Genomic DNA, 19665 nt, shown 5'->3' on the forward strand with positions numbered 1-19665 from the left:
CGCGAGCGGCCGCTCCGGCGAACGGGAAATGCCATGACCGCCGAATTCGGACACTTCGCGATCGCGCTGGCGCTGGCCGTGGCGATCGTGCTCGGCACGCTGCCGCTGGCCGGCAGCTGGATGCGCGGGGCCACCGGCGCGCGCCTGATGGCGGTGGGCCAGCCTGCGGCCCACGCGCTGTTCTTCCTCACGCTGCTCGGCTTCGCCTGCCTGACCGCGCTGTTCGTCGAGAACGACTTCACCGTGTCGCTGGTCGCCACCCACTCGAACCTGTCGCTGCCACTGCACTACCGGGTCGCGGCCACCTGGGGCTCGCACGAGGGCTCGATCCTGCTGTGGGTGCTGATGCTGGCCGGCTGGACCTCGGCCGTGGCGGCCTTCTCGGGCTCGCTGCCCGCAGTGCTGCGCGCGCGCATCCTGGGCACGATGGGCCTGGTCGCGATCGGCTTCCTGCTGTTCACGCTGTTCACGTCCAACCCCTTCGAGCGCATCGTGCCGCCGCCGGCCGACGGCCGCGACCTGAACCCGCTGCTGCAGGACCCGGGCATGGTCTTCCACCCGCCGCTGCTGTACATGGGCTACGTGGGGCTGTCGGTCGCGTTCGCGTTCGCGGTGGCCGGCCTGCTGGGCGGCCGCTTCGACGCCGCCTGGGCCCGCTGGGCCCGGCCCTGGACCACGGTGGCCTGGGCCTTCCTGACGCTCGGCATCGCGCTCGGCTCCTTCTGGGCCTACTACGAGCTGGGCTGGGGCGGCTGGTGGTTCTGGGACCCGGTCGAGAACGCCTCGTTCATGCCGTGGCTGGTGGCCACCGCGCTGATCCACTCACTGGCGGTCACCGAGAAGCGGGGTACCTTCCGCAGCTGGACCGTGCTGCTGGCCATCCTCGGCTTCAGCCTGAGCCTGCTCGGCACCTTCCTGGTCCGCTCGGGCGTGCTCACCTCGGTGCACGCCTTCGCCACCGACCCGACCCGCGGCGTGTTCATCCTGATGTTCCTCGCGGTGGTCATCGGCGGCTCGCTCACGCTGTTCGCGTGGCGCGCGCAGGCGATCGGCAACGGCCCGTCCTTCGGCGCGGTGTCGCGCGAGTCGATGCTGCTGGCCAACAACATCGTGCTGGTCGTGGCGATGGCCGCGGTGCTGCTCGGCACGCTGTACCCGCTGGTGCTCGACACTCTGGAAATGGGCAAGATCTCGGTCGGTCCGCCCTACTTCGACGCGGTCTTCCTGCCTCTGATGGCGCCGGCGCTGTTCCTGATGGCAGTCGGGCCGCTGGCGCGCTGGAAGAACACGCCGGTGCCCGAACTGGTCCACCGGCTGCGCTGGGCCTTCGTGGTGGCGGTGGTGGTCTCGCTGCTGCTGCCGCTCACCGTCGACGGCTTCAGGCCGATGACCAGCCTCGGCCTGTGGTTCGCGCTGTGGATCGCCGGCGGCGTCGTGGTGGCGGTGCTCGGGATGCTGCGCGGGCACGACGGCAGGCTGTCGCTGCGCCGCGCGAAGCTGCACGCGGCCAGCGTCTGGGGCATGCACCTGGCGCACCTGGGCGTGGCGGTGTTCATCGTCGGCGTCACGCTGGTCAACAGCTACACGGTCGACCGCGAGCAGCGGGCGCAACCCGGCGACACGATCGCGCTGGGCGACTACACGCTGCGCTTCGTCGGCCTGGAAGAGGTCAAGGGCCCGAACTGGGACGCGGTGCGCGGCAGCTTCGAGGTGCGCAAGGCAGGCAGCGAGCGGGTGATCGCCGTGCTTCGCCCTGACAAGCGCAGCTATCGCGCCTCGGGCATGGCGATGACCGAGGCGGCGATCGACCGCAGCCTGATCCGCGACGTCTACGTGTCGATGGGCGAGCCGGTGGGCGGCGACGCCTGGATCGTGCGCGCGCACGTGAAGCCCTTCGTCAACTGGATCTGGCTCGGCTGCGTGCTGATGGCCATCGGCGGCGGGTTCGCGGTGGCCGACCGGCGCTATCGCCGCAAGGCGGTTGCCGCGCAGTCGCGCTCGCCCGCGGCCGGCCAGGCGGCCTGAGCGGGGCGGCGCGATGAAGATCCTCCGCCTGCTGCTGCCGGTCGCGCTGTTCGCGGTCATCTCGCTGTTCCTGTACAAGGGCCTGGACCGCAACCCGCGCGAGCTGCCGTCGGCGCTGATCGGCAAGCCGGCGCCGGCCTTCACGCTGCCGGTGCTCGGGCAGGAGAGCCGGCAGTGGTCGCCGAAGGACTACGCCGGCAAGGTCTGGCTGCTCAACGTGTGGGGATCCTGGTGCGCGGCCTGCCAGGTCGAGCACCCGCTGTTCAACGAACTCGCCAAGGCGGGCACCGTGCCGATCGTCGGGCTGGCCTGGAAGGACAGGCCCGACGCCTCGCAGGCGTGGCTCAAGCGCTTCGGCGATCCGTACTCGGTGGTGGTCAGCGACGTCGACGGCCGGGCCGGCATCGACTGGGGCGTGTACGGCGCGCCCGAGACCTTCGTCGTCGACAAGCAGGGCACGATCCGGTTCAAGCACGTGGGCCCGGTGACCCCCGAGCTGCTGCAGGGCCGGCTGCTGCCGCTCGTGAAGGAACTGCAGGGACAATCGTGAGCATGACCGCACGCATCGCGGCCGCGGCGCTGGCCGCCGCCCTCGCTCTGCCGGCGGCCCCGGCCGCGGCCCAGACCGCCAGCGGCCAGCCCTACCTGGCGCCCGGCACCACCGAACGGCTGCTGACCGAGCCGGCGGACAAGGCCCGCTACGACAAGCTCGCCCACGAGCTGCGCTGCCTGGTCTGCCAGAACCAGACGCTGGCCGAGTCCGACGCCTCGCTGGCGGCCGACCTTCGCCGGCAGGTCGAGTCGATGATCCTCGAAGGCCGCAGCGACCAGCAGATCAAGGACTTCCTCGTGCAGCGCTACGGCGACTTCGTGCTGTACCGCCCGCCGGTGCAGTCGAACACCTGGCTGCTCTGGTTCGGGCCTTTCGCGCTGCTCGCGGTGGGCATCGGCGTGTGGGTCGCGATCAACCGCCGCCGCAGGCTGGCGGCAACAGCTCCGGCAGCCGGCGCGAGCGCTGCGGCGGCCCCGCCCGAAGCGGCCGGCGCGGCCACCGCGGCCGACATCGAGCGCGTTCGCAAGCTGCTCGACGGAAACTGAGCGGGCGCCGCGTCCGGGCCCGGCCTGCCCAGGCCCGGCACGCTCAGGCCTGCGCCACCACCCGACGCATCCGCACCCGGTCGTAGCGCCGGATCGCCCCGGCCAGCGCGACGGTGCACGCAGCTGCCGCGCCGGTCGCGATCCAGGTCGACGACCAGCCGCCGCTGTACTGGGCGAGCGCGGCGATCACCGGCGGCAGCAGGATCTGGCCGCTGCCAGAGCCCTGCTGCATCAGCCCGACCGTGGTCGACACCGCCGCCGGGCCCGGCGCGTAGAACGGCGCGGTGGCGAACAGGGTGCCGGGGATCAGCCCGCCGATCGCCGACAGCGCCAGGATCGCCGCATAGCGCAATGCGAAAGGCGCGCCGGCGCCGAACGCGATCCACGCGCCGAGCGCCATCGACACGCCGGCGAACGCGATCAGCGAGTGCCGCTGGAAGCCGCGCTGCAACAGCAGGCCGGCGGCGAGGTTGCCGGTCATGTTGATCATGACCGCCAGCGCGGTCAGCAGGCCGCCGAGCGCCGGCGCGACGCCCGCCTCGGCGTACATCATCGGCAGGAAGCTGAAGATGCCGACGAACTGGCCCGCGTAGAACAGGAAGCACAGCGCGATCAGCCAGGGGCCCGGAGCGGTGGCGGTGGCCCAGGCGTTGGCGGCCAGCCCGACGGGAACCTGCCTGGCCGGCACCGCCGGCCCGTCGGCTCCGCTGCCCTGCCCCGCCCGCGCGCTCTCGCTCGGGCGGGGCAGCGCGAACGCGATCATCCCGGCCCACACGACGCCCGCCACGGCCACGCCCCACCAGGCGGCCCGCCAGCTGGCGACGTGCATCAGCCAGGGCGTGGCGATCAAGCCGAGGCTCATCCCGGCCGGCATGTAGGCGGCCCAGGCGCCCAGCCAGCCGCGCAGCGACGAGGCCGGCACGCATTTGCGCAACAGCGCGGGCCCGGGCAGCACCGCCAGCAGGAAGCCGACGCTCTCGACGGCCCGGCTGACGAACAGCACGGCCGACGAGGTCGCCAGCGCGCCCGCCGCGCTGGCCACGCCCATCAGCAGCAGGCCCGCCACCATGACCCGGCGCGGGCCGAAGCCATCGGCGATCGCCCCGCCGGCGATGCCGAACAGCGCCGCGCCGAACATGAACAGCGACACCATCCAGCTGATCTGCACCAGCGACAGGCCGAAGTCGGCCTGCAGCGCGAGCAGCGCGGGCGGCAGCTTGCCGAAGTTCAGCGCGCCGACGACGCCGGTGCCGACGACGATCGCCGCCGCCGCGCCGCCGCGCGCCGCCTTCAACGCTGCGAGCCTGGCATGGTCGCGCCGTGCGGCATGCCGCCTTGGTGCATGCCGCCGCCGGCCGGGCCGCCCATCGCGCCCATGGCCTCGACCTTGAAGCCGACCTCGACCTCGCCCGCCTTCTCGAAGCGCAGCCTGACCGGGAAGGTGTCGCCGGCCTTCAGCGGGGCCTTCAGGTTGATGAACATGATGTGCAGGCCGCCGGGGCGCAGCTCGACGCGCTGGCCGGCAGGCAGGTCGATGGCCTGCACCTCGCGCATCCGCATCACGTTGTTCTCCATCGACATCGTGTGCAGCTCGACCGATTCCGACACCGGCGACGAGGCGCCGACCAGGCGGTCGGCGCCGCCGGCGTTCTCGAGCAGCATGAAGCCGCCGCCGACCGCAGCGCCCGGCGCGGTAGCCCGCGCCCACGGGTTGCCGATCGACAGGCTGCCGACCTTCGCGGCGGGGCCGGCCGACTGGCGCGCCTGCATCTGCTGGGCCTGCTGCATCTGCTGCATCTGCTGCTGCTGCATCTGCTGCTGCATTGGCGTCTGGGCGGCCGCCATGGGCGCCGCGGCGGCTGCGGCGACCAGCACCGCGGCGAGGCCGGCAGCGGGTACGGAGGGCAAGTATTGGGAGAGGAGTTTCATGTCGATGCCTTCGCTGAGGAGAACGCGCGGAGAATGATGGTTCCGGAACACGCTGGAACGGCCGTGAACCGCGTTCCGGCATTCTAGACACCCGTCAAGCCCTCCTTTCGACCTCGGTCAAGGCCGCCGCCGCCAGCACATGGAATTCGCACCGATCCAGTCCCTCGTCTACGCGGCGATCGGCGCGCTGATCGGCTTCTTCTCCGGCCTGCTCGGCATCGGCGGCGGCGCCGTGCAGACGCCGCTCACCGTGCTGGCCTTCGAGGCGCACGGCCTGCCGCGCGAGCACATCGCGCACGTGGCGGTGGCCACGGGCGTCGCATCGATCGCGTTCACCGCGGCGGCCAGCACGCTGGCCCACCACCGGCACGGCGCGGTCGACTGGCCGCTTCTGGCGCGGCTGACGCCCGGGCTGGTGGTGGGCGGCTTCGCAGGCGGCTTCCTGGCCCAGCTGCTGCCCACCGCCACGCTGGCCATGGTGCTGGCCGCCTTCATCGGCTACGCATCGCTCGCGATGGCCTTCGACCTGCGTCCGGCCCCGCACCGCGGCCTGCCCGGCCCGATCGGGCTGGCCGCGCTGGGCGGCGCGGTCGGGGCGATGTCCACGCTGGTCGGCGCCGGCGGCGCGGTGCTTCTGGTGCCGGCGCTGACCTGGTTCAACGTGCCGTTCCGGCGGGCGATCGGCACCGGCGCCGCGATCGGCCTGCCGATCGCGGTCACCGGCACCACGGCCCACGTGCTCGCCGGCCTCGGGCAGCCCGGCCTGCCGCCCGGCTCGATCGGCTACGTGTGGCTGCCGGCGCTGGCGCCCTTCGTGGCGGCCAGCATGCTGCTTGCGCCGGTCGGCGCGCGGCTGTCGCACCGGGTGCCGGCGCGTGCGCTGCGCCGGCTGTTCGCGGCCACGATGTTCGGGCTGGCGCTGCGGATGGCCTGGTCGCTGGCGGGGGGCTGAGGCTCGAGCAGCGCAAGAGCTTCACCTCGGCACCCTCCGGCTACCTGATCATCAGCGCAGGCCATGCGGACCTGATCGGCGCGACTCGGATATATAATTTGTATATCCAATTTCCGGAGCGCCATCGTGAAGTCCGCGCACACCACCGTGTTCCGCTCGAACAAGACGCAAGCCGTGCGCCTGCCGAAGGCGGTCGAACTGCCCGCCGAGGTCACCCGGGTCGACATCGTCGCGGTCGGCAACACGCGAATCATCACGCCCGCCGGCGAGTCCTGGGACGTCTGGTTCGACGGCCCCGGCGCCTCCGAGGACTTCATGCTGGAGCGCGAGCAGCCCGGTGACCAGGAGCGGGAGAGCCTCTGAGCATGCTCAAGTACATGCTCGACACGAACACGGTGATCTACACGATCCGAAACCGCCCGGCAGCGGTGCGCGAGCGCTTCAAGCAGCACGACGGCCAGATGTGCATCTCCAGCGTCACGCTGGGCGAGCTGGTCTTCGGGGCCGAGAAGTCGGCCCAGCCCGAGCGCAACCTGAAGGACATCGAGGGGCTGATCGCCCGCCTCGAAGTGGCCGCCTTCGACGAGAAGGCAGCCCTGCACTTCGGCCAGATCAGGGCGGAACTGGCGCGCGCCGGCAAGCCGATCGGCCCCTACGACTCGATGATCGCCGGCCACGCCCGCGCGCAGGGGCTGATCCTGGTGGCCAACGACATCGAGTTCCGCCGCGTTCCAGGACTGCGGCTCGAGAACTGGGTCTGAGCGCAGGCGTCAGACCCGCCGGATCCCGGAGAAGCGCGGCCGCCAGTAGCGCGCGTGCACGCCGTCGAGCCGCACCACCCCGCCGGAAGACGGCGCGTGCACGAAGCGGCCGCTGCCCACGTAGATTCCCGCGTGCGTGAACGGCCCCGCAGTGTCGAACAGCACGATGTCGCCGGTGCGGATCGTGCGATAGCGCACCGGCTGGCCGGCGCGCGCGATCTGCGCCACGGTGCGCGGCATCGGGTGGCTGGCCGCCTCGCGGAACACGTAGACGATCAGCCCGCTGCAGTCGAAGCCGCCCTCGGGCGTGTTGCCGCCGTAGCGGTAAGGGGTGTCGACCAGGCTGAGCGCCAGGAAGGCGGCTTCGCGGGCGAGCGCGTCGGGCAGGTCGCCCGCCACGTCGGCGGCGGGACCGTCGAAGAATCCGCGGCCATCGGCGCCCGGGCCGCCCGGCGAGCGGGAGGCGCAGGCGGACAGCAGCGACGCGCCGAGCGCGCCGATCAGGGCGAGACTGGCGCGGCGCGATCGCCGGGCCGATTCGAACTCAGGGTCGTTCATGCCTGGGCGTCCTCCCGGGCTCCATGCGCAGCACCCCGGAGTCTAAGCAAAGCTGCCGGCTCGAATCCAGCCCCCGGCGATCGGGCGCTGGGCAATCCCTCGCTTCGGCAAGCCCGCCCCTGCCGATCGCGCCCTCAGCGCACCAGCAGCTCGGCCTGCGTGGTGCCGCCCACGGTAATGTGGTTCGTCATCGCCGCGCGGGCCGCCTCCTCGTCGCCCCGCAGGATCGCATCGACGATCAGCGCGTGATCGGCGTTCGAGGCGCGCATCCGCTCGGGCCGGGCCAGCGCCAGCGGCCGGTGGAAGGCCAGCCGCCCCCTCAGGTGCACGATCTGCCGATGCAGGTAGTCGTTGGCCGCGGCGCGGTAGATCACGTCGTGCAGCCGCAGATTCGCTTCCGCATAGGCCGCGGAATCGCCCGAGCCGGCAGCCGCTTCCCCGCTGGCGTGCGCGGCCTGCAGCGCCTCGCGCTGCTCGTCGCCGATGCGCCGGGCCGCAAGCTGCGCGGCCTGCGCCTCCAGCACCACGAGAACCTCGACCATGCCCATCACCTCGCGCGGATCGAGCATCACGACCACCGCGCCGCGGCGCGGCTGGAAGTCGATCAGCCCTGCGGTGGCGAGCTGCAGCAAGGCCTCGCGCGCCGGCGTGCGCGACACGCCGAAGCGCTCGGCGACCGCCTTCACGTCGAGCCGGGTGCCGGGCGGCAGCTTTCCGCTCGCGATGTCGTGCTCGAGCTGGCGGCAGACTTCGGCGCCGATCCCGGTCATGGCAGCAGGAGTGATCACGTCTGAGGCGCCGCGAGATGACAGGCTGGGGGAATGGGGTGTATAAATATATGGTGAATTTATAGCACCCGGCGCGACATCCGCAACAAGGATGAGCGCCGGTCGGCCGTGCCCGCCCTGCCGCGCATGCGCGCGGCAGTCGAGGTCCGGCAGTCAATCCACGTGTTTGGGGGAGAACCAGTGAAGAAGCGAGTCCTCGGAATCATCGCCGCCAGCCTGATCGGCGCCGCGGCATCGAACAGCGCCATGGCGGACACCTTCCGCCTGACCATCGGCGCCGGCCACCCGGCCGACGCCGCCGTGTGGATCACCGCGATGCGCGACTTCTTCGCGCCCGAGGTCAGCAAGCGGGTCGCCGAGAAGACCGGCCACAAGATCGAGTGGATCAACGCCTACGGCGGCTCGGTCTGCAAGCTCGGCGAGTGCCTCGAGGCGGTCGAGAGCGGACTGGTCGACATCGCCGACCTGCACGTGGCCTTCGAGCCGGCCAAGCTGATGGCGCACAACTTCCCTTACTTCGTGCCCTTCGGCAGCCCCGATCCGATGGTCGCCGCCAAGGCCGCGCGCCAGGTCTACGACAACGTGCCCGAGCTGAAGAAGATCCTCGAGACCAAGTACAACCAGGTCTTCCTGGGCGTGGGCAGCGTGGGCAACTACAACCTGGTCACCACCTTCGCCTGGGACCAGGTCGGCGAGCTCAAGGGCAAGAAGATCGCGGCCGCCGGCCCGAACATCCCGTGGCTCAAGGCCGTGGGCGCTGTGCCGGTGCAGTCGAACCTGAACGAGGCCTACACCTCCTTCCAGACCGGCGTGTACGAGGGCTGGGTGATGTTCCCCGACGCCACCGTGGGCTTCAAGCTGCACGAGGTCGCGAAGAACTACACCTTCACCGACTTCGGCGCGATCCCGAACGTGGTCCTCGCGATCAACAAGGACACCTGGCGCAAGCTGCCCAAGCCGGTGCAGGACATCATGCTCGAGGTGGGCAAGGAGTTCACGACCGTGCAGACGCAGATGGCGCTCGACAAGGGCAAGCGCAGCGTCGAGACGATGAAGGCGGCCGGCGCCAACGTGCGCTCGCTCAGCGAAGAAGAGAAGGTCAAGTGGGCGAACGCGCTGCCCGACATCCCGAACGAGCGCACCGCCGAGATCAACAAGGCCGGCCAGCCCGGCAAGGCGATCGCCGAGTACATCAAGGCCCTGAAGGAAGCCGGCGTGAAGATGCCGCGCGACTGGAAAGTGAACTGAAGCCCCTCGCCGGGCCCCGCCCCTCGCGGCAAGCGCCCCGAGGGGCTTTTCATTCACCGGGAACGCCGACATGAAAGCCAACGCCGGACTGGCGATCTTCCACCGACTGCTGTCGGCGCTGAACCTGCTGGGCGCCGTGTGGGTGGTGCTGATCATGCTGCTGATCACCGCCGACGTGATCGGGCGCGCCTTCTTCGACTCGCCGCTGTTCGGCGTGCCCGAGATCGTGAAGATCTCGGTGGTGGGCCTGGTCTGGTGCATGATGCCGCACACGCTGAAGATCGGCGCCCACCTGCGCTCCACGATCCTGCTCGACCGCATGCCGGCCGGCGCGCAGCGCGCGGTCGAGGTGCTGAGCTGCCTGCTCGGCGTGGCGATCTTCGCGCTGATCGTGTACTCCGGGTGGGACCAGATGATCGAGGCCTGGAAGGTCGGCGAGTTCGAGGGCGAGGACCCGGTCCGCGTGCCCACCTACCCGATCCGCAGCCTGGTGGTGCTCGGCGCGGCGCTGACTGCGCTGCAGTTCCTGGTCATGCTCGCCGGGCACCTGCGCGGCAAGCCCTTCGGACAGCCCGGGGAGAAGGCCTGATGGACCCGATCACCATCGCGCTGCTCACCGTCGCCGGCGTGTTCCTGCTGGTGCTGATCGGCGTGCACATCGGCGTGTCGCTGGCGCTGCTCAGCGTGATCGGCATCTGGGCGATCACCGGCAAGCCGAACGTGGCGATCAGCCTGCTCAACACGACCGCCTACCAGGCGGTGATGGACTACGTGTTCGCAGTGATCCCGCTGTTCGTGCTGATGGGCATCCTCGCGAATCTCTCCGGCGCCACCCGCGACCTGTTCAGCTCGGCGCACGTGATCTTCGGCCGCCTGCGCGGCGGCCTGGGCGTGGCCACCGTGATCGCCAACGCGATCTTCGCCGCGATCACCGGCGTGTCGGTCGCCTCTGCCGCCGTGTTCTCGAAGCTGGCCATCCCCGAGATGCTCAGGCTGCGCTACGAGCGCAAGTTCGCCTTCGGCATCGTGGCCGGCAGCGCGATCCTCGGCATGCTGATCCCGCCTTCGATCCTGATGATCGTCTACGGCGTGCTGACCGAACAGTCGATCGGCAAGCTGTTCGCCGCGGGCGTGGGGCCGGGCCTGCTGGTGGCCGCGCTGCTGTCGCTGGGTATCTGGCTAAGGGCCCGGTTCTCTCCGGGCGTGGCCGGCGACTTCGACAGCGCCGGGGCCAAGCCCGGCCTCGCCGAGATCGTGAAGGCCGCGATCCGCCCCTGGGGCGTTATCCTGCTGATCGCGCTGGTGCTGGGCGGCCTGTACGGCGGCTTCTTCACGCCCACCGAGGCCGGCGCGATCGGCGCGGCCGGCGCGCTGGTGCTCGCCCTGGTGGCGGGCAAGGTGAACCGCAGCTCGAGCATCGAAGTGCTGTCGGAAATCGGCCGCTCGACCGCGAGCATCTTCCTGCTGCTGATCGCGGCGCAGATGTACAGCCGCATGCTCACGATCTCGGGCCTGGCCTCGAGCCTCAGCGAATGGGCGGCCGCCCTGCCAGTGGCGCCGATCGTGATCGTGCTGGCCTTCGTGCTGGTGTTCCTGCTGCTCGGCATGATCATCGACTCGGTGTCGATCCTGCTGCTCACGATCCCGATCATGTTCCCGGTCATCGTGAAGCTCGGCTACGACCCGATCTGGTTCGGCATGGTCAGCATCGTGGCGATCGAGATCGGCCTGCTCACGCCGCCCTTCGGCATGGTCGCCTTCGCGATGCAGTCGGCGCTCGGCGACTCGGCCTCGCTCGAAGAGATCTTCGCGGGCTCGCTGCCTTTCACCGCGCTGCTGGTGGTCGCGCTGGTGCTGCTGATCGCGTTCCCGTCGATCAGCACCTGGCTGCCATCGGTGCTCTGAATCGGGCGCCGGCGCCCGGCAGACCCTCGACCGCACGACGTCCCTCCAACCCCACGACGCACACACGATGAACGACTCCACACGCCCCGCCGGCGTCGGCATGATCGGCCTCGGCATCATGGGCAGCGCGATGTCCGCCAACCTGATCGCCGCCGGCTTCGAGGTGGTCGGCTTCGACGTCGCGCCCGAGCGGATGCGCGCCTTCGAGCAAGCCGGCGGCCGGCCCGCCGATTCGCCGACCGCGGTGGCGCGCGCCGTCGGCATCGTCGTCAGCGTGCTGCCCAGCGTTCAGGCGCTCGACGACGTGGTCACTGGCCCGCAGGGCCTGCTCGCCGCGCAGCGCGACGGTCTGGTGCTGATCGAGGCCAGCACGCTGCCGATCGCCGACAAGGAGCGGCTGGCCGCCGCCGCCGCGCCGCAGGTCACCATGCTCGACTGCCCGCTGAGCGGCACCGGCGCGCAGGCCGTCACGAAGGACCTGCTCGTCTACGCCAGCGGCGACAGCGCCGCGATCGAGCGGTGCCGGCCGGTGTTCGACGGCTTCGCCCGCGCGACCCACGACCTGGGCGCCTTCGGCAACGGCAGCAAGATGAAGTTCGTCGCCAACCTGCTGGTGGCGATCCACAACGTGGCCGCGGCCGAGGCCTTCGTGCTCGGCATGAAGGCGGGGCTGGACCCCGAGGCGATCTACCGCGTGATCGGCGACGGCGCCGGCGGCTCGCGGATGTTCACCGTGCGCGGCCCGCAGATGGTGGCCGACCGCTACGAGCCGGCCACGATGAAGGTCGGCATCTGGCAGAAGGACATGAAGATCATCTCCGAGTTCGCGACCGCGCTCGACTGCCCCACCCCGCTGCTGAACGCGTCGGCGCCGATCTACACTGCGGCCATGGCGCAGGGGCGCGGCGAGCAGGACACCGCTGCCGTCTGCGCGGTGCTGGCCGAGATGGCGCGGCTGGAACGCAAGGCCTGACCGAACACCGAACTCCACTTCGAGGAAACAGCCCGATGAATTCCCTGCCTCTCGACAAGGCCGACGCCATCGCCGATCGCGCGCTGGCCAAGGGCCGCGAAATGAACTTCCAGCCGCTGACCGTGTGCGTGCTCGACGCCGGCGGCCACATCAAGGTGCTCAAGCGCGGCGACGGCTCCAGCCTGCTGCGCCCCGACATCGCCATGGGCAAGGCCTGGGGCGCGCTGGGCATGGGCTTCGGCGGCCGCGAACTCGCCCGCCGCGCCGAGAAGATGCCGGCCTTCTTCACCGCGCTGAACGCGATGTCCGACGGCCGCATGGTGCCGGTGCCCGGCGGCGCGCTGATCCGCAACGCGGCCGGCGAGATCGTCGGCTCGATCGGCATCAGCGGCGACACTTCGGAAAACGACGAGATCTGCCTGATCGACGGCGTGGAATCGCAGGGCCTGATCGCGGACACGGGAGACAAGCGATGAACAAGGTGATGATCGTGACCGGCGGCAGCCGAGGTATCGGCGCGGCCACCGTGGTGCTGGCCGCCAGCCACGGATACGACGTGTGCTTCAGCTACGCCGGCAACACCGCCCGCGCCAACGAGGTGGCCGCGGCCGGCAGGGCCACTGGCCGCCGCGTGCTGGCGGTGCAGGCCGACATGGCCACCGACGAGGGCGTGAAGGCCCTGTTCGCCGCTTGCGACGCCGAGTTCGGCCCGCCCGACGCGCTGGTCAACAACGCCGGCACCACCGGCCCGATCCGCAAGGTGGCCGACATCGACGCCGACACGCTGCGCGCGGTGTTCGAGCTGAACGTGACCGGCTACTTCCTGGCCGCCCGCGAGGCAATCCGCCGGATGTCGACCGCGCGCGGCGGCAAGGGCGGCGCGATCGTCAACGTGTCCTCGCGCGCCGCGCCGCTGGGCGGCGGCGGCGAATGGGTGCACTACGCGGCCAGCAAGGGCGCCACCGACACCTTCACGATCGGCCTGTCGCGCGAGGTGGGCGCCGAGGGCATCCGGGTGAACGCGGTGCGCCCGGGCCTGATCGACACCGAGCTGCACGCGGCCGCCGGCGCGCCCGATCGCCTCACGCGGCTTATGAGCGGCGTGCCGATGGGCCGCGCCGGCTCGGCCGAGGAAGTGGCCGAGACGATCCTGTGGCTGGCAGGGCCTCAGTCTTCGTACGTGAGCGGCGCGCTGGTGGACGTTTCGGGGGCGCGCTGAGCGGTGAAAGACCCGTTCAACCTCCGCGGCGGCTTCGACCGCAGCCTGAAGCCGGGCAGCCGCCCCGCCCTGCTGGTCGTGGACTTCCAGCGCGGCTTCACCGAGCCGGCGCTGAGCCCGCTGGCCTCGGACTGCCCGGCGGAGGTGACCGCGACGGCCGAGCTGATCCGCGCCTTCCGCGGCCTGGGCCCGGTGATCTTCACGGTGATCGGCTACGCGCCGAACCTTTCGGACGTGGGCCGCTGGATCGACAAGTGCAGCGCGCTCGACACGCTGATCCGCGGCACGCCGGCCTGCGAGCTCGACCCGCGGCTGGGCCACGCGCCCGACGACGCGGTCATCACCAAGACCCAGGCCTCGGCCTTCTTCGGCACGCCGCTGGCCACGATGCTGGCCGCCGCCCGCTGCGACATGCTGGTCGTGGCCGGCTGCACCACCAGCGGCTGCGTGCGCGCAAGCGTGGTCGACGCGCTTCAGCACGGCTACCCGCCCTTCGTGGTGCGCGACTGCGTGGCCGACCGCTCGCCCGCGCAGCACGAGAGCAACCTGATCGACATGCACAGCAAGTACGGCGAGGTGGTGGGGCTGGGCGAGATGCTGGCGATCCTGGCCGCGCTGGAACGCCCCGCGAAGGGCTGAGCCCCTCATCGCCCGAGGGCTTCAGCGGGGCAGCACTCGCCGAAGCGCCCGAACGTTCTGCCACACCAGCGCCCGGGGCACGGTCATTGCCATGGCCTGCATGCAGCGCTCCAGCCAGCCCCGACGCGCCTGCATCCGGTCGATCGCCTTTTCGAGGTCCGCGAGGATCGCGTCGCCATACGCCCGGCTGGCCTTCTCCACGGCCTGGCGCAAGAGCGCCAGGGGCAAGCGCATCATCGCAAGGTCGATCAGGTCACGACCGAAGACGCCGTCGTCGCCCCAGCGATCCGAGTTGGCGAGCAGCTTGCTGGCTGCCATGTCGAGCGGTGTCAACGTGGCGATGCCGCAGACCTGGTCCTCCAACGAGGGCGCGGACAGCTCGATTCGCCCCTCGAGGACGATCTCGAACTTGATCGCCTCGTCCTCGAGCCGAAGCATGGTGCGGATTCCGTACTGATCGGCTCGAACCTCGCGCGGCTGCGAGAAAATGGTTCTCGCGCAGCAACGTACCGTCGAGCGACTGCAGCACCCTCGCGATCCGCTGGTGATGCGGTCGTTCAAACATCGCTTCGCAACGCCCCCAAGCCCAGGCGGAGCGCATCGATCAGCTGCCGCTCGGCGGGCTCCATGGCCTCGAAGTCCAGATGGCGCCAGTTGCGCTCGTAGATGCCGAGCGCTTCGACGGGGGTGAGCTCGTCGGTGCCGTGGACCTGCCAGGCAAGGCGCTCGAGCTGTGGATAGCTGGACAGCCGCACACGTGCGGGTATCCAGCCCTCGCGAACCTTCGTCGCCTCCTCGCTACCGTCACCCGGAGACTCGAGCCGCAGATCCAGGCCCAGGGCAGAGATCGCGCTCAGGTAGGCGCCCATCGTGACCGAGGGCTGGCCGCTTTCGATACGATGCAGCGTGACACGCGACATGCCCGCCGCCTCGGCCACCGCGGTGGCGCTGATGCCCAGCGCCTTCCGGCGCGCGCGGATTCCCCGGCCGAGCGCCGCGAGCCTGGCGCTCGCTTCGCTCGCATCGGAGGCAGACAAGGGTGATCGGGCAGGCATGATGTTTCCCATTATTGACAACTCGGTCGTTTTGTCAATAACGGGAAACGGTTTTCTAGCCCACCCAATGAATCAACGGCCTGGCCTCGCCCTGCCGGGCCTCCAAGCACGGTAACGCCGCGCTAGCGCGCCGCCTTCCCGAGCATCGCCGTCCGCAGCCCCCAGCCCAGCACCACCCCCAGCCCGTCGGCCACGAAGTCGCGCCAGTCCATGGTCCGGTAGCCGGTCAGCCCCTGCAGCAGCTCGATCGCAGCGCCCAGCACCAGCAGCCAGGCCACCACCCGCAGGCGGCGCTCGGGCCAGGCCGCGAAGCCCAGCATGGCCAGCGCGGCGAAGGCGGCCAGGTGGTCGGCCTTGTCCCAGCCGGTCTGCAGCGGCGGCAGCTCCTCCACCGGCCACAGCGCGAACACCAGCACGCCGGCCACGGCGGCGGCGAACAGTGCCTTGAGCCAGCGGCGGGCGAGCTCAGCCACCGCCCGCCTCCAGCCCGGCCGGCTCCGGCGCGCCTGCTCCCGGCCCGCCCGTCACCGGCACGGCCACCGCCTCGGCCAGCGCCGCGAAGGCAGCATCGTCCACCGGCCGCGCGGGCAGCGCGGCCGGATCGAGCGCCAGCAGCCGCTCGATCGCCTCGCGCAGCGCGGCCTCGTCGCCGGGCTGCACCAGCGCCACGCCCGGATACGCCTGCAGCCAGTCGCGCCAGGTCTGGGTGACCTTGTGGGTGGCGTTGGGCAGCGCCACGCAGGGCGTGCCCGATATCGCCGCGAAGATCATGCCGTGCAGCCGGTCGGTGACCACCAGCCGGGCGGCCACGAACTCGCGCAGCTTGTCCTGCAGCAGCGCCAGCGCCTGCGCCTCGTCCAGACCCGACAGCGGCACGTGCGTGTCGGTGAAGTTCACCGGCTCGCCCGCGCCGGCCAGCAGTTCGCGGATCCGCTCGCCCTGGGCGTCGGACACCCGCCGCTCCTTGTCCTGGCGCAGGCAGGCCAGGATGCCGGCGCGCGCGGCGGCCGGCGCCACGCCCAGGTCGGCCGGCGACAGGCTGAACACGATGTCGGGCACCAGCGCCAGGCGCACGCGGCCGCCCGGCCCGAAAAGCTCGCCCAGCTTCGCGAAGCTGGCCGACTCGCGCGCGAACAGCGACAGCCGCCGGTGGCGCGGGTAGCTGCGGGCGATCCGCGCGAGCGCGCGCTGCGAGGCCACGGTGTCGTCCCAGTCGAGCGACTGCGGGAAGCAGATCACCGGGTTGCCCGGAAACACGCGGATCGCCAGCTGGCGCAGCGCCTCGATGTCCGGGTACAGCGAGCCCATGTTGCCGCCGCCCACCACCGTGACCAGGTCGTCGGGCCGCAGCTGGCGGCGGATCGCGCGCACCACGCGCAGCGTGCGGTCGAGCGGCACCTGCACCACCTGCCGGCCGCCGGCGAAGCGCGCCAGGAAGCGCGCCTGCGCCACGGTGATCGCGATGTCGCCGATGTTGCCGTAGTCGGCGGCCAGGAAGACCAGCGCCCGGGGCCCGTCGGGCAGCGGGAAGTCCTCGGATCCGAAGCGCGTCCGGGGCCACTGCTTGAGCGGCAGCGGAACGCGCGATTTGAGCGTGTCGAGCATCGGCGCCGATGATACGCTCGCCCGCGAGAGCGACCCCGGAGCGCCGCCATGGAAACGATCGTCGCGAGACTGTCCGAGACCCGGCAAGCCGGCCGGGTGACCCGCCGCGCCGACTTCGCCGGCCGCAGCATCTGGTGGGAGATCGAAGGCCCGGACGAGACCCTGCCCGCCCCGCTGGCCCTGCACGACGTCGCGGCCACCGCGCTGGTGAACTTCGCGATGAGCCAGGGCGCCGCGCTGCGGGTGGACGGCCCGGTGTCGCGCTCGCTGCTCGAGAACCTCGAGGACTTCGTGGCCAGCTGGGCGCTGTGGCGGCCAGACCTGTACCGGCGCGTCGACGTGAGCGCGGCCGAGGAGGTGGCGCAGGACCACGCGCCGGAGGCCGCCCGGCCGCTGGCGGTGGCGGCCTTCTCGGGCGGAGTGGACGGCTCGTTCACGCTGCTGCGCCACGTGCGGGGCGACGCCGGCCGGCGCAGCCGCCGGGTGGCCGCCGCGGTGATGATCCACGGCATGGACATCCCGCTCGACAAGCCCGAGGCCTTCGAGGTGGCCCGGCGCGCGGCCGCCGCCTCGCTGGCCTCGCTGGGCGTGCCGCTGGCCACCGTGCGCACCAACTGGAAGCGAGAGTTCCCGGTCAACTGGGAAATGGAGTTCGGCGCCGGCATCTCCAGCGTGCTGCGGCACTGGCAGGAGACGGCGGCCACCGGCCTGCTCGGCTCGGGCGAGGACTACTCCCGGCTCGTCATCCCCTGGGGCGGCAACCCGATCAGCATCGCGATGCTCGGCTCCAACCGGTTCCGCCTGACCTACGACGGCGGCGAATACACGCGCACCGAGAAGGTCGGGTACCTGACCGGGTGGAAGGAAGGCGTGGAAGGCCTGCGGATCTGCTGGGCCGGCCCGATGACCGGGCGCAACTGCGGCGTCTGCGAGAAGTGCCTGCGCACCAAGCTCAACTTCCTGGCCGTGGGCGCGGAGCTGCCGCCCTCGCTGCCGGGGCGCCCCACCGCCCGCCAGGTGCTCGGGATCGGCGCGCGCAACGCGGTGCAGGTGGCGCTGCTGCAGGAGATCGCCGACGTGGCGAGCCGGCGCGGCGTGAACGACGCGTGGACGCGATGGCTGCGCCTGGCGATCGCGAAGAACCGGCTGCTCAACCGGGCGCGGGCGAGCGCGCTGCTGAGGCCGGTTCGCGCGCGCCTCAAAGCACCCGCAGCGTCTTAGCCTCCGGATCGATCTCCACCTCCGACCCGCTGGGGATCGCGGCGGTGACGTCCTCGTCGAAGCCGGCCAGCATCGTGATGTCGCCCAGCGCGGCGCCCTGCGCGAGGATCGGGTTCACGCTGTTGAACACCAGCGCGAGCGGCACCTTGCCGCGCGAGCGCATCTCGTGGAGCATCCACGCGCTCGCCACGCCGCCCTTGGCGGTGTCCAGCACCAGGACGCGGCCCACGTAGGACTGGCCCGCCAGCTTGTGGGCCGGCCGCGAAAAGATCCCGGCGATCCTGTCGAGGTCGTAACGCGCCGAGAAGCCGTCGTTGGCCACCAGCGCCTCGCCCTTCACCCTCGCGCCCATCGCGTGGCGCGCCGTGAACACGCGCCCGCTGGCGTCGGGCCCGCGCGGCGGCTTGGGCTGGAAGGTGACCGGCGCGGCCGGCGCCGCCCTGTTCTTGTCCGCGCTCATTCGAGTCTCCCTGTCTCGGCCGCTTCCACGCACTGCTCCATCGAGGCCAGCATCGGCACGTAGCCGTAGCCGCCGAGGATGTTGACCATCTTCGCGCTGTTCGTGGCGAGCCGCTTCCAGCCGTTCGCGTCGGCGATCTCGCGCGCGTACGACTGGTAGAAGCACATGCCCGCGAACACGGTGCCGCCGGCCGACTCGATCCGCGCCGTGTAGCCGAAGCGGTCGGCATCCGGCTTGACCTGCGGGCTGGTCACCGCCAGCAGCGGCCGCTTGAACGCGCGGCCGTCGCACAGATCGGCCAGCGCGCGCAGCTCGTACAGGCTCAGCTGCGGCGCCGAGAACACGACGACGTCCACTTCCTTGTCGACCGCGTACGACTGCTGCAGCGCCTTCACCTGGTCGCGGCCCACCCGGTGCGCGTCGAGCTTGTCGCCGCCGACATCGGACAGGCGCGAGGCCTCCGGCGTGATGCCGACGATGTGGAACAGCGCGATCGACCCGAAGCTGGCCATGGCCGCCCCGAAGTGCTTGAGCTCGTCCGAGCCGGGCGGCCGGTCGATGCCCTCGATGACCGGAACGGCCCAGTAGTTGCCGGCCAGCCGGCCGATCACCCCGCCCAGCGCGCCCCAGTCGTTCAGCGTGTCGGGCGTCCAGTCCACGCGCACCCGCAGGGTGGCCTGCCGGTGCCCGTCCAGGTGGTAGCCGTAGCGCGGCGTGCGGCCGGTGATCCCGGCCGACAGCGCCGACGGCCCGCCCTCGAAGTTCGAGCGCGCGCCGCACACCGAGTTCGAGTAGATGACCACGCCGGTGTCGCCGAAGGCCACGTGCTCGCCGCGGGTGGCCGCCAGCACCGTCTGGTAGTTGATGCAGGTGTCGGTCATCGCCACGCCGAGCTTCACGAAGGCGTCGATCGCCCGCCGCTCCAGCGCGAGCATCCAGTCGGCCTGGCGCAGCTGCTTCGCCTTGCTGAAGTCGGTGCCGCGCGGATCGGTGATGGTGGGGATCCGCACCTTGCCGCTGCCGTCCGTGGCGGCGGCCAGGCCCTCGAGCCACTGCACGCCGGCCTCGCCCAGGCTCTCGGTGTCGGCCATGATGTGGGCCTGGGTCACCGGCACGAAATCCTCGGCGCCGAAGAACTCGCCCACCTTCAGCTGATGCGCCAGCGCGATGCGGGGCACCTCGCCGAGCTCGCCGGCGAGGATCGCCTTCTCTTCGTCGTTCAATCGCAT

The 19665-nt window shown here is 71.3% G+C and carries 24 protein-coding genes; 14 read left to right on the forward strand and 10 right to left on the reverse strand.

The annotated features are described in order from the left end of the window. The first annotated feature begins 33 nt into the window (after positions 1–33). Genes M6I34_RS05190 through M6I34_RS05200 form a run of 3 tightly spaced genes read left to right on the forward strand, consistent with a single transcriptional unit; the run spans position 34 to position 3123 of the window. Positions 34–2025 (forward strand): heme lyase CcmF/NrfE family subunit, encoded by a 1992-nt coding sequence (locus M6I34_RS05190; RefSeq protein WP_272484637.1) that lies wholly within the window; start codon positions 34–36, stop codon positions 2023–2025. A 13-nt stretch (positions 2026–2038) separates the two neighbouring features. Continuing rightward, on the forward strand, positions 2039–2575 hold the full coding sequence (locus M6I34_RS05195; RefSeq protein ID WP_272484638.1) for a DsbE family thiol:disulfide interchange protein: 537 nt from the start codon (positions 2039–2041) through the stop codon (positions 2573–2575). Positions 2576–2577: 2 nt separating this feature from the next. Beyond that, a complete protein-coding gene (locus M6I34_RS05200) occupies positions 2578–3123 on the forward strand; it encodes a cytochrome c-type biogenesis protein (protein ID WP_272484639.1) in 546 nt (181 codons plus the stop codon). A 43-nt stretch (positions 3124–3166) separates the two neighbouring features. On the opposite strand, the gene M6I34_RS05205 is transcribed toward M6I34_RS05200, so the two are convergent. Then, on the reverse strand, positions 3167–4417 hold the full coding sequence (locus M6I34_RS05205) for an MFS transporter (protein WP_272484640.1): 1251 nt from the start codon (positions 4415–4417) through the stop codon (positions 3167–3169). Continuing rightward, a complete protein-coding gene (locus M6I34_RS05210; protein ID WP_272484641.1) occupies positions 4414–5052 on the reverse strand; it encodes a copper chaperone PCu(A)C in 639 nt (212 codons plus the stop codon). The genes M6I34_RS05205 and M6I34_RS05210 overlap by 4 nt, the downstream gene beginning before the upstream one ends. A gap of 139 nt (positions 5053–5191) precedes the next feature. On the opposite strand from M6I34_RS05210, the gene M6I34_RS05215 reads away from it, so the two are divergent. The 3 genes from M6I34_RS05215 (at position 5192) to vapC (ending at position 6765) form a co-directional block, all read left to right on the forward strand. Further along, positions 5192–6004: a sulfite exporter TauE/SafE family protein gene (locus M6I34_RS05215; protein WP_272484642.1), complete on the forward strand. Its 813-nt coding sequence runs from the start codon at positions 5192–5194 to the stop codon at positions 6002–6004. A gap of 126 nt (positions 6005–6130) precedes the next feature. Further along, complete coding sequence (gene vapB, locus M6I34_RS05220) at positions 6131–6367, forward strand: type II toxin-antitoxin system VapB family antitoxin (RefSeq protein ID WP_272484643.1); 237 nt, start codon at positions 6131–6133, stop codon at positions 6365–6367. 2 nt (positions 6368–6369) lie between these two features. Further along, on the forward strand, positions 6370–6765 hold the full coding sequence (gene vapC, locus M6I34_RS05225; protein WP_272484644.1) for a type II toxin-antitoxin system tRNA(fMet)-specific endonuclease VapC: 396 nt from the start codon (positions 6370–6372) through the stop codon (positions 6763–6765). A 9-nt stretch (positions 6766–6774) separates the two neighbouring features. Here vapC and M6I34_RS05230 read toward each other — a convergent pair whose 3' ends face one another. After that, a complete protein-coding gene (locus tag M6I34_RS05230) occupies positions 6775–7323 on the reverse strand; it encodes a C40 family peptidase (protein WP_272484645.1) in 549 nt (182 codons plus the stop codon). Positions 7324–7457: 134 nt separating this feature from the next. Continuing rightward, positions 7458–8111 carry a GntR family transcriptional regulator gene (locus tag M6I34_RS05235; RefSeq protein WP_272484646.1) on the reverse strand — a complete coding sequence of 218 codons (654 nt, stop codon included), beginning with the start codon at positions 8109–8111 and terminating at the stop codon, positions 7458–7460. Positions 8112–8291: 180 nt separating this feature from the next. Between M6I34_RS05235 and M6I34_RS05240 the strand changes: the two genes are divergently transcribed. The 7 genes from M6I34_RS05240 (at position 8292) to M6I34_RS05270 (ending at position 14095) form a co-directional block, all read left to right on the forward strand. Beyond that, positions 8292–9359, forward strand: coding sequence for a C4-dicarboxylate TRAP transporter substrate-binding protein (locus M6I34_RS05240; protein WP_272484647.1), 1068 nt, complete (start codon positions 8292–8294; stop codon positions 9357–9359). A 70-nt stretch (positions 9360–9429) separates the two neighbouring features. Continuing rightward, positions 9430–9948, forward strand: a complete 519-nt coding sequence (locus tag M6I34_RS05245) for a TRAP transporter small permease subunit (protein ID WP_272484648.1) — start codon at positions 9430–9432, stop codon at positions 9946–9948. Next, positions 9948–11264, forward strand: a complete 1317-nt coding sequence (locus M6I34_RS05250) for a TRAP transporter large permease (RefSeq protein ID WP_272484649.1) — start codon at positions 9948–9950, stop codon at positions 11262–11264. Before M6I34_RS05245 ends, M6I34_RS05250 begins: the two co-directional genes overlap by 1 nt. A gap of 67 nt (positions 11265–11331) precedes the next feature. Further along, positions 11332–12237 carry an NAD(P)-dependent oxidoreductase gene (locus tag M6I34_RS05255; protein WP_272484650.1) on the forward strand — a complete coding sequence of 302 codons (906 nt, stop codon included), beginning with the start codon at positions 11332–11334 and terminating at the stop codon, positions 12235–12237. A 35-nt stretch (positions 12238–12272) separates the two neighbouring features. Continuing rightward, on the forward strand, positions 12273–12713 hold the full coding sequence (locus M6I34_RS05260; RefSeq protein ID WP_272484651.1) for a GlcG/HbpS family heme-binding protein: 441 nt from the start codon (positions 12273–12275) through the stop codon (positions 12711–12713). Next, positions 12710–13456 carry an SDR family oxidoreductase gene (locus M6I34_RS05265; RefSeq protein ID WP_272484652.1) on the forward strand — a complete coding sequence of 249 codons (747 nt, stop codon included), beginning with the start codon at positions 12710–12712 and terminating at the stop codon, positions 13454–13456. Before M6I34_RS05260 ends, M6I34_RS05265 begins: the two co-directional genes overlap by 4 nt. A 3-nt stretch (positions 13457–13459) precedes the next feature. Beyond that, positions 13460–14095, forward strand: a complete 636-nt coding sequence (locus M6I34_RS05270) for an isochorismatase family protein (RefSeq protein ID WP_272484653.1) — start codon at positions 13460–13462, stop codon at positions 14093–14095. A gap of 21 nt (positions 14096–14116) precedes the next feature. On the opposite strand, the gene M6I34_RS05275 is transcribed toward M6I34_RS05270, so the two are convergent. From M6I34_RS05275 to M6I34_RS05290, 4 genes are all read right to left on the reverse strand, one after another. After that, a complete protein-coding gene (locus M6I34_RS05275; RefSeq protein WP_272484654.1) occupies positions 14117–14656 on the reverse strand; it encodes a nucleotidyl transferase AbiEii/AbiGii toxin family protein in 540 nt (179 codons plus the stop codon). Further along, on the reverse strand, positions 14653–15162 hold the full coding sequence (locus tag M6I34_RS05280) for a helix-turn-helix domain-containing protein (protein ID WP_272484655.1): 510 nt from the start codon (positions 15160–15162) through the stop codon (positions 14653–14655). Before M6I34_RS05280 ends, M6I34_RS05275 begins: the two co-directional genes overlap by 4 nt. 110 nt (positions 15163–15272) lie before the next feature. Continuing rightward, positions 15273–15623, reverse strand: a complete 351-nt coding sequence (locus M6I34_RS05285; protein WP_272484656.1) for a VanZ family protein — start codon at positions 15621–15623, stop codon at positions 15273–15275. After that, positions 15616–16755 carry a polysaccharide pyruvyl transferase family protein gene (locus M6I34_RS05290; RefSeq protein ID WP_272484657.1) on the reverse strand — a complete coding sequence of 380 codons (1140 nt, stop codon included), beginning with the start codon at positions 16753–16755 and terminating at the stop codon, positions 15616–15618. Before M6I34_RS05290 ends, M6I34_RS05285 begins: the two co-directional genes overlap by 8 nt. Before the next feature lie 48 nt (positions 16756–16803). Between M6I34_RS05290 and M6I34_RS05295 the strand changes: the two genes are divergently transcribed. Next, entirely contained in the window at positions 16804–17976 is a 1173-nt protein-coding gene (locus M6I34_RS05295; RefSeq protein WP_272484658.1) for a hypothetical protein, read from the forward strand. On the opposite strand, the gene M6I34_RS05300 is transcribed toward M6I34_RS05295, so the two are convergent. Next, positions 17954–18436 carry an aconitase X swivel domain-containing protein gene (locus M6I34_RS05300; RefSeq protein WP_272484659.1) on the reverse strand — a complete coding sequence of 161 codons (483 nt, stop codon included), beginning with the start codon at positions 18434–18436 and terminating at the stop codon, positions 17954–17956. The two genes, M6I34_RS05295 and M6I34_RS05300, sit on opposite strands and share 23 nt — an antisense overlap. Beyond that, positions 18433–19665 carry an aconitase X catalytic domain-containing protein gene (locus M6I34_RS05305; protein ID WP_272484660.1) on the reverse strand — a complete coding sequence of 411 codons (1233 nt, stop codon included), beginning with the start codon at positions 19663–19665 and terminating at the stop codon, positions 18433–18435. Before M6I34_RS05305 ends, M6I34_RS05300 begins: the two co-directional genes overlap by 4 nt.

Source organism: Zeimonas sediminis, assembly GCF_023721795.1.
Classification (GTDB): domain Bacteria; phylum Pseudomonadota; class Gammaproteobacteria; order Burkholderiales; family Burkholderiaceae_E; genus Zeimonas; species Zeimonas sediminis.

Bases quoted from the DNA above. Each gene is read 5' to 3' on its own strand.
- M6I34_RS05190 (WP_272484637.1), top strand. From the start codon at position 34: ATGACCGCCGAATTCGGACACTTCGCGATCGCGCTGGCGCTGGCCGTG.
- M6I34_RS05195 (WP_272484638.1), top strand. From the start codon at position 2,039: ATGAAGATCCTCCGCCTGCTGCTGCCGGTCGCGCTGTTCGCGGTCATC.
- M6I34_RS05200 (WP_272484639.1), top strand. From the start codon at position 2,578: ATGACCGCACGCATCGCGGCCGCGGCGCTGGCCGCCGCCCTCGCTCTG.
- M6I34_RS05210 (WP_272484641.1), bottom strand. From the start codon at position 5,052: ATGAAACTCCTCTCCCAATACTTGCCCTCCGTACCCGCTGCCGGCCTC.
- M6I34_RS05215 (WP_272484642.1), top strand. From the start codon at position 5,192: ATGGAATTCGCACCGATCCAGTCCCTCGTCTACGCGGCGATCGGCGCG.
- vapC (WP_272484644.1), top strand. From the start codon at position 6,370: ATGCTCAAGTACATGCTCGACACGAACACGGTGATCTACACGATCCGA.
- M6I34_RS05230 (WP_272484645.1), bottom strand. From the start codon at position 7,323: ATGAACGACCCTGAGTTCGAATCGGCCCGGCGATCGCGCCGCGCCAGT.
- M6I34_RS05245 (WP_272484648.1), top strand. From the start codon at position 9,430: ATGAAAGCCAACGCCGGACTGGCGATCTTCCACCGACTGCTGTCGGCG.
- M6I34_RS05250 (WP_272484649.1), top strand. From the start codon at position 9,948: ATGGACCCGATCACCATCGCGCTGCTCACCGTCGCCGGCGTGTTCCTG.
- M6I34_RS05255 (WP_272484650.1), top strand. From the start codon at position 11,332: ATGAACGACTCCACACGCCCCGCCGGCGTCGGCATGATCGGCCTCGGC.
- M6I34_RS05260 (WP_272484651.1), top strand. From the start codon at position 12,273: ATGAATTCCCTGCCTCTCGACAAGGCCGACGCCATCGCCGATCGCGCG.
- M6I34_RS05265 (WP_272484652.1), top strand. From the start codon at position 12,710: ATGAACAAGGTGATGATCGTGACCGGCGGCAGCCGAGGTATCGGCGCG.
- M6I34_RS05280 (WP_272484655.1), bottom strand. From the start codon at position 15,162: ATGGGAAACATCATGCCTGCCCGATCACCCTTGTCTGCCTCCGATGCG.
- M6I34_RS05290 (WP_272484657.1), bottom strand. From the start codon at position 16,755: ATGCTCGACACGCTCAAATCGCGCGTTCCGCTGCCGCTCAAGCAGTGG.
- M6I34_RS05295 (WP_272484658.1), top strand. From the start codon at position 16,804: ATGGAAACGATCGTCGCGAGACTGTCCGAGACCCGGCAAGCCGGCCGG.
- M6I34_RS05300 (WP_272484659.1), bottom strand. From the start codon at position 18,436: ATGAGCGCGGACAAGAACAGGGCGGCGCCGGCCGCGCCGGTCACCTTC.
- M6I34_RS05305 (WP_272484660.1), bottom strand. From the start codon at position 19,665: ATGCGATTGAACGACGAAGAGAAGGCGATCCTCGCCGGCGAGCTCGGC.